We start from the raw sequence: 6,727 nt of genomic DNA on the forward strand, positions 1-6,727 counted from the left end.
CACCACGCCCCACGTTGGTATGCCACCCACTGTCGCATGCCGTTCGAAGAGTGAGAAGAGCTGTTGCCATGATCTTGAGGCGAAACCATCTACTGGAAACCTTGCAAGATGGTCGTATTGCGTTGGGGTGCAGTCTCAATGAGGCGCGCGACCCAGGCATGGTGTACGCCATGGCCGCTGCGGGTGCGGACACGGTGTTCATCGACCAAGAGCACAATCTCCACAACACCGAGACGGTGTTCGACTTGGTCGCGCATGCCCATGCCGCCGGAATCAGTCCGTTGGTGAGGCCACCCCAGATCGACTATGCCTGGATCACTCGATTGCTGGACGGGGGATGTCAATCCTTGCTGATTCCGCATGTGCGACATCCGTCCGAGGTCGAGCGCCTCATCGACTTGGCGTTCTATCATCCAAGGGGTCGACGCGGCGTCGCCTTGGTCGGCGGAGCGGGCGTCAATTATCAGGAGGTCACCAGCGCGACAGACGTCATGCGCTGGGCCAACGAGAATCTGCTTGTTGGGTTGATTATCGAAACCCCGGAAGCGGTCGAGGCGTTGGACGAGCTTCTTCTTCCGGGCATCGGCCTGGCACTGGTGGGGCACGGGGACCTTGCCCAACTGTATGGAGTGCCCGGAGATCCGCGACACCGCCTTGTGCTCGAGGCGCAGGAACGGGTGCGTGCGCTTTGTGCTGAACGCGAAATTGCCTACGGCGTGTTCCAACCGAGCCCCCATCTTATTGCCTCCGAGGTTGAACTGGGAGCGCAGTTGATCGTCCATGGTGGGGTCTTCTCCTTCATCCGCAAATCGGTCGGGGATTTTCGTAGGACTGTCGAAGGGGCCTTGACTGCGGACTCGAGATCGGCGATGGTCCCGCCCTGCGGCCTACCGTCAGTGCACCGTTGAAATATCAGAGTGTGGAGTTCGAGGTAATCCGATGACTAACGAAGTAGTAATCGTCGAGGCAGCGCGATCGCCGCTCACCCAGCGGCAGATGTACGGCAGAACCTACTGCGAGCTCACGGTGGAAAAGCTGTTGGACGTCACCGTCAACGGCCTACTGCAACGCGCCAAGATCGATGAGGACGTTGTCACCACCGTGATCACTGTGGGTGACGGGGCAGCGTCGCGCCGGTATGCCGAATCGTGGCGGAATGTGTTCGATCATATCGATCTGCACGAGACGATGTCGTCCACTTCTGCAGTCAGATTGGCCAGTGAAGCGATCAACGATGATCCGCGAAGGGTGGTGCTGGTGGCGGGAGCGGTTGGCGGGCATTCTCTCCATGAGCCTGGGCAAGCTGCGGGTCAGCCGACGCCGCGGGGAGCGGACCTATGGTCCATCACGCGAAAGAAGCAAGGCGACTTTGCTGTCGCGTCCCACCGACGCGCCCGGGAATGCGCCCTGTCGGGCGATTTTCGACGCGAGATCATCCCTCTCGAAGTTCACCTCGACCACGAAATGACCGAGTTCATCGCGAGCGACGAGCTTCGGCAGGTGCCCGAGCCGCGCGGTGCCCTTACGCCAGCCGGTGCGCCGGCTTCGAACGGTGGAGCCGGCCACGATTGTCGCGCCTCCCATCACAACGCTCGTGCCGCGAGTGGCGCCGGCGCGCTGGTGCTCACGAGCGCCGCCCGCGCCGACGACCTGGGATTGCACCCTCGCGGGCGTCTGGTGGGAGTCGAGATGCTGTTCGACACGGCGCTGACGAATGTATCGGTCTCTCAACTCGAATCGGTGCGCTCGTATCTGCGGGCACTCGAAGTTCCGCTCAACCGGATCGATCAATTCGAGGTTCCGGAAGAGGTGGCGGTGACACCGCTCATCTGGCTCGAGCAGTTCCGCCTGAATCCCTACATGCTCAATCCGCGGGGTGGGGCGTTAGCCTTCGGTCACCTGGGTGGACTCGAAGGAATTCGGTGTGTGACAACCATGCTCAGCGCCCTGGAGGATACCGGCGGAACCTACGGCGTGGTGGCCACGTCGGATCCCGAAGGATCCGGCGTCCTGCTCGTGGAATGCCTGAACAGCCCCTGACCACGCGGGGTTCAGCACGGATTACATGCTCTGCAACGGCTGTCGCCACGGCAACCGCATCTGGCGGTCCTCGCCAGTTTCGATTTTCAAGATCAAGAGGGGTTGAGAATGAAGGCAATGGTCATCGATCGAGAGTCGAATAGCCCTGGACTGGATCTGGTCGATGTGGTTCCACCCGAGGTAGGGGACACACAGGTCCGCATCGCGGTGCGAGCGGCTTCGGTGAACCGCGCCGATCTGGCCCAGCTCGCCGGAACCCATACCGCTGGGGGTGGTGTACCGCAGGTCCAGGTGGTGGGGCTCGACGCGGCGGGGGAGATCATCGAAGTCGGTCCGGGTGTCACCGACTTTGCGCGAGGCGACCGCGTGATGACGATGGTGGCTGGTGGTCTGGCGGAAGAGGTGGTGGTGGATGCCTCGATGCTCATCCCGATACCGACGAACTGGAGCTACCCCGAAGGAGCTGCGGCAGTACTGGGCTTCATGACAGCCCACAACGCGTTGATGACAACTGCGCGGATGACCGGGGGCGAATCGGTTGTGATACACGCCGCGACATCCGGCGTGGGCATGCAGGCCGTCCAGCTGGCTCGTTACTTCGGAGCCCGGCTCATCGTCGGTACCACCCGTTCGGATCGAGGCCACGCGCTCCTTGACGCCCTGGGGGTCGACGAAGTGATCAACACCAGTGCAACCGATTTCGCCGCGAGAGCGCTGGAGATCACCGCCGGGAACGGGATCGACATCGTTCTCGACCACGTCGGTGGCAGCTACCTTCCGATGAACATTCAGGCCGCGGCAGTGAAGGGCCGAATCGTGGGGATCGGACGCCTCGGCGGAACGGAGGGGCTCCTGGATATGGAGGCGCTGGCATTCAAACGGATCGAATTGGTCGGCGTGACATTCCGCACCAGGACTCCTCAGGAAAGGGCGGAGATCGTGCGCGCGTTGCGGCGAGACATTGCACCCTTCCGCCCGCATGCCGCCCACCACGATATCCACGAAACGCTCCGCCCGGTCGTCGCCCGCGTCCTGCCCTGGAGCGCAGCGGATCAGGCCTATCAATTGATGTCCGACAACGAAGTACTTGGCAAAATCGTGCTGGAAGTGGGTTGACATATGCAGGCCAACATCTTCGATTTGAATGAAACGATCGGTTTCAAGCCCGTGCAGGGGATGGATGGGCGTGCCGTTTTCGGTGCACATATGCAATTGACCTATGTCACCTTCGAACCCGGCACGGTGGTGCCGATCCACTCCCATCCGCAGGAACAGATCGGGTTACTCCTACGCGGCGACGCGACACTGTTGCTCGACACCGGCGAGGTGCAGTTGACCGAGTTATCCAGCTACGTGGTGCCCGGCGAGGTGCGACACGGCCTGATCGTCGGCTGGGAGGGCGCTGTGTTCGTCGAAGCGTTTCATCCCCTGCGGCAGGACTATGTCGATGCCGCCCGCGGGAAAGATGTGGTGCCGTTCCAGTGAGCCCGAGTCGGGCGGGTACCACCGAAAAGTCGCCCTCGCTATGACCGTCGTGCCGAATGCTGCTGCGCCGGTGCCTGCCTCGTCATGGATGTGAGCGGTTGCGGGTGGCGATTGGGTTGCGATGTGGCACGCCCCGAGGGAGGGAGATTCCGAGGACCTCGCTGGCCTCGGCGCTCGAACTGGCACCCTCCCGCAGGATAGCGGGGTGGGCGGCGGAGGTGAGGTCCACAATGGTGGAGGGCAGACTGTCGGTCGTGCCGCCGTCAAGACAGGACCGAGGCCGGCTTGTCACTACCGCGCTGTTTTTTCAGCCAACAAGGCGTGCACGGCCTCCCGGTCGAAGGCGTCTGAACCTGCCGCGTACAAGGTGTCGGTGGGGAAAACGATCAGGCGACCTGAACGGAGCGCGTCACCCGCGTGAGAGAGTTCGCGCTGCCTGGCCTTCGGGACGTGGCAGTTCAGCGGTTGGTCACCGTCGAGGGCTCATCGTCGCTGATGTAGCGGTGTCCGAACGCGTCGGCAGTTCCACCGACAGGAGGCGCTGGCTGACCTCGATCAATCGATCTTCGCGACAGGCCGCGGCAACGATGAACTTTCTGAGCGCACTGCGTGCGTCGACCAAATCCCAGAACATGGCATCAGTGCGCGCGCCCACTGGTGAGAGCTTCGCGTATTGTGTCATCAATTCATCGATGCTCATCGCAGGTACGTCCCGAAGATCTGCGAGTAGCCGATTTCGGTCCCATGCTTTTCCGGCGAGGTCTGACCGTGGTGTCCTTGACAGGCAAGTCATTCTTGCTGACAGCACCCCGGCGGCGTACGGGACGACTCGTCGAGCAATGATGACCTTCGCGGTCTTCGCAACGGCAGTGGCAGTCGCCACAATTTCTCGTCCGGCCATGATTAAACGCTCCTACTCGAGAATGCCCCCGGCGAGATGGTGGGGTCGCCCCTCTTCCAGTTGCAGGTGCACAGCTGTTCGGATTGCAGGGCGTCGAGGACCCGGACGGCATCGTCGACCTTGCGGCGCGGGGAATTTGAGAGGTCGTCAACGATGACAGCGGTTCGGTTGTAGGCGGGAACCTGATCACCGATGGTCAGCAGGGCCATGGGAGTTCCTTTCGGAGGGCCTGGGCGTGGTCGAGCTACGGTGGCCGGATCAGCCGGCTCGTTCTCTCGGCTCTACCGTGTCGAGATCGGGCGTTCGCGGTTGAGCGTCTGGCGGGGTACGTCGGGGACTTTTCCAGAACACGGACGTGTGGCTTGCCGCCGATGCCGCACCCACGATCAGTGTGGCAAATGCGGCTCTGCCACCGCGGAATCGTCCGAGCCGGAGATGCCGATCCAGACCGAACATGCCGGCGGGGAGACTGACAAGCGCCACACATCCGGCGGCAAGGCCCGCTGCGTACTCATATCCCTCGGCCGTGATGAAAAACCCGTTGGGGGCATGCACGGTTCGGATCGCTACACCCATCGTGCCAATCACCGCCGCCGCTGCCACCGGGGTCATGGTCCCCGCGATAAGGGCGCTTCCCGAGAGTATTTCGACGCCGGCACTGGTGGCTGCCTGAAACTTGGGATCGCGGAACCCGATCGATTCGAACCACCGCGTCGTGCCGTCGAGCGAGCGAGCGTGTTTTACTCCGTGTGCGACCATGGTCGCTCCGATAGTCGTTCTCAATAACAGTTCCGCGATGTCAACGCCACCAAACACGCGTTTCTGCCTGACTCGATCCGACTCAGCTCTCATAGATACCCCTTGGGTTGTGCTGTTCCACCTCGGCGCGCCGACCTGTGAGGACCTCGGTGACGCGACGGGCATGGCTTTGACGTTTCGACGATTTACCGGAAGGCGCAGGCTTCCGTCGTGGCTCTAGACCCCTGTCAGCGCGAAGAACTCTTGGCGTGATCGCGGATCATCGCGCAACGATCCCGACAGCGCCGAGGTGACGGTTGTAGAGCCGATGGCGCGTATCCCGCGCATCGACATACAGCTGTGCTCGGCTTCGATCACGACCCCCACACCCTTCGGCGCGAGTTTTGTTGTCAAGCAATCCGCGACTTGCTTCGTGAGTCGTTCTTGCACCTGAGGCCGACGGGCGAAGAACTCGACGATGCGGGCAAGTTTCGACAGGCCGAGGACGCGTTCGCCCGGCAGGTATCCGACATGCGCGACACCGCTGAACGGCAACAGGTGGTGTTCACACACCGAGCGAACCGGAATGGATTTTGCCACCACCAGCTCGTCATACCCTTCATCGTTCGGGAAGGTCGTCAACTCGAAAGAGTTGGGGGTAAAGAGATCAAGGTAAGCCCGTGCCATCCTGCCGGGTGTATCTCGCACACCGCTGGCGCCGGTATCGATCCCGAGCGCGTCCAGAAACGCGCGCGCAGCGGACTCCGCAGCGACCAGATCCGCGTTCCGCGGATCACTTACGCCGGCCAAGCCGTCGTATAGCAGCAAATCGATCGATTGCGTCGAGCTAGCCTCGACTGCGCTCCTTGTCTCCGTCACGCCGGGTTCACGCGGAGGGCGGGGACAGGGTTGGGATCGCGGAACCAGTCCGTCGGTCGGTGAGATTCCCACTTCGGGTTGCCGAGGTCGAAGGTGGCAATTTCGAGGGGGATCCCGTCCGGGTCGTAGAAGTAGAGGGACTCCACCCACGCCTCGTGATCGCGGGCGATAATCTTGCTCGTCTTGACACCGCAGGCCTGCAGGTGGTCCCGGAACCACACCACGTCGTCGTGACTGTCGACGTTGAATGCGACATGGTCGAACTTTCGCGGAGTCCATTGGTTTTCTGGAACGCCGGGCCACAACCATTCGGCACTGACCGAGGGCTCTGCGGTCGTGGGTGTATCGCTGATGCCAGCTCCACCTACCACAATGAGCGACAGCAGGTTCCCGTTCCCCATATCAAGAAAGGTGTTTTTCAGGATCTGGTATCCGCGTCCGGGCGCCGGATAGTCCGCGGTGGTGCGAACAACGGTCAATCCCAGGATGTCGCGGTAGAACCGGACACTGGCGTCCATGTCGCTGACGATCAGTTGCAGGTGATTGACACCGGCGAGGCGGCCTGTCGCAGCACCGGCCTGTGTCAGTATTTCCGGCTTGGAATCCGTTGTCTCGGTGGTCATTTATGCTTCCTCACATTGTTTCGAAGAGGTTCCTCGACATAATTCGCACGAGTTTCGAGGA

The 6,727-nt window shown here is 61.9% G+C and carries 9 protein-coding genes and 1 pseudogene; 4 read left to right on the plus strand and 6 right to left on the minus strand.

Features of this window, described 5'->3' with window-relative positions; genetic code table 11:
* The 4 genes from R4P95_RS33235 to R4P95_RS33250 form a co-directional block, all read left to right on the plus strand.
* Positions 1–908 (plus strand): HpcH/HpaI aldolase family protein (locus tag R4P95_RS33235; protein ID WP_317756828.1); only part of this gene is annotated, 908 nt, incomplete at its 5' end.
* A 31-nt stretch (positions 909–939) separates the two neighbouring features.
* The gene (locus R4P95_RS33240; RefSeq protein ID WP_317747195.1) at positions 940–2,040 is read left to right on the plus strand and encodes an acetyl-CoA acetyltransferase; all 1,101 of its coding nucleotides are present in this window, start codon (positions 940–942) and stop codon (positions 2,038–2,040) included.
* A 117-nt stretch (positions 2,041–2,157) separates the two neighbouring features.
* Positions 2,158–3,156 (plus strand): zinc-binding dehydrogenase, encoded by a 999-nt coding sequence (locus tag R4P95_RS33245; protein WP_317747194.1) that lies wholly within the window; start codon positions 2,158–2,160, stop codon positions 3,154–3,156.
* Between the two features lie 3 nt (positions 3,157–3,159).
* Entirely contained in the window at positions 3,160–3,525 is a 366-nt protein-coding gene (locus R4P95_RS33250) for a cupin domain-containing protein (RefSeq protein WP_317747193.1), read from the plus strand.
* A gap of 269 nt (positions 3,526–3,794) precedes the next feature.
* Here R4P95_RS33250 and R4P95_RS33730 read toward each other — a convergent pair.
* The 6 genes and pseudogenes from R4P95_RS33730 to R4P95_RS33275 form a co-directional block, all read right to left on the minus strand.
* A pseudogene (locus R4P95_RS33730) lies at positions 3,795–3,987 on the minus strand (Sua5/YciO/YrdC/YwlC family protein); the annotation flags it as partial.
* Positions 3,988–3,994: 7 nt separating this feature from the next.
* Entirely contained in the window at positions 3,995–4,225 is a 231-nt protein-coding gene (locus R4P95_RS33255) for a hypothetical protein (protein WP_317747191.1), read from the minus strand.
* Positions 4,226–4,428: 203 nt separating this feature from the next.
* Positions 4,429–4,635 carry an alkyl hydroperoxide reductase gene (locus tag R4P95_RS33735; RefSeq protein WP_397517785.1) on the minus strand — a complete coding sequence of 69 codons (207 nt, stop codon included), beginning with the start codon at positions 4,633–4,635 and terminating at the stop codon, positions 4,429–4,431.
* 49 nt (positions 4,636–4,684) lie between these two features.
* Positions 4,685–5,350, minus strand: coding sequence for a DoxX family protein (locus R4P95_RS33265; protein ID WP_317840529.1), 666 nt, complete (start codon positions 5,348–5,350; stop codon positions 4,685–4,687).
* Between the two features lie 51 nt (positions 5,351–5,401).
* Positions 5,402–5,992 carry a GTP cyclohydrolase I FolE gene (folE, locus tag R4P95_RS33270; protein WP_213577465.1) on the minus strand — a complete coding sequence of 197 codons (591 nt, stop codon included), beginning with the start codon at positions 5,990–5,992 and terminating at the stop codon, positions 5,402–5,404.
* A 47-nt stretch (positions 5,993–6,039) separates the two neighbouring features.
* Positions 6,040–6,666 (minus strand): VOC family protein, encoded by a 627-nt coding sequence (locus R4P95_RS33275; RefSeq protein ID WP_213575503.1) that lies wholly within the window; start codon positions 6,664–6,666, stop codon positions 6,040–6,042.
* Between the last annotated feature and the right edge of the window lie 61 nt (positions 6,667–6,727).

The organism is Rhodococcus sp. IEGM 27 (assembly GCF_033142305.1).
Taxonomy (GTDB): domain Bacteria; phylum Actinomycetota; class Actinomycetes; order Mycobacteriales; family Mycobacteriaceae; genus Rhodococcus_F; species Rhodococcus_F oxybenzonivorans.

Bases quoted from the DNA above. Each gene is read 5' to 3' on its own strand.
- R4P95_RS33250 (WP_317747193.1), top strand. From the start codon at position 3,160: ATGCAGGCCAACATCTTCGATTTGAATGAAACGATCGGTTTCAAGCCC.
- R4P95_RS33255 (WP_317747191.1), bottom strand. From the start codon at position 4,225: ATGAGCATCGATGAATTGATGACACAATACGCGAAGCTCTCACCAGTG.
- R4P95_RS33245 (WP_317747194.1), top strand. From the start codon at position 2,158: ATGGTCATCGATCGAGAGTCGAATAGCCCTGGACTGGATCTGGTCGAT.
- R4P95_RS33735 (WP_397517785.1), bottom strand. From the start codon at position 4,635: ATGGCCCTGCTGACCATCGGTGATCAGGTTCCCGCCTACAACCGAACC.
- R4P95_RS33240 (WP_317747195.1), top strand. From the start codon at position 940: ATGACTAACGAAGTAGTAATCGTCGAGGCAGCGCGATCGCCGCTCACC.
- R4P95_RS33275 (WP_213575503.1), bottom strand. From the start codon at position 6,666: ATGACCACCGAGACAACGGATTCCAAGCCGGAAATACTGACACAGGCC.
- R4P95_RS33265 (WP_317840529.1), bottom strand. From the start codon at position 5,350: ATGCCCGTCGCGTCACCGAGGTCCTCACAGGTCGGCGCGCCGAGGTGG.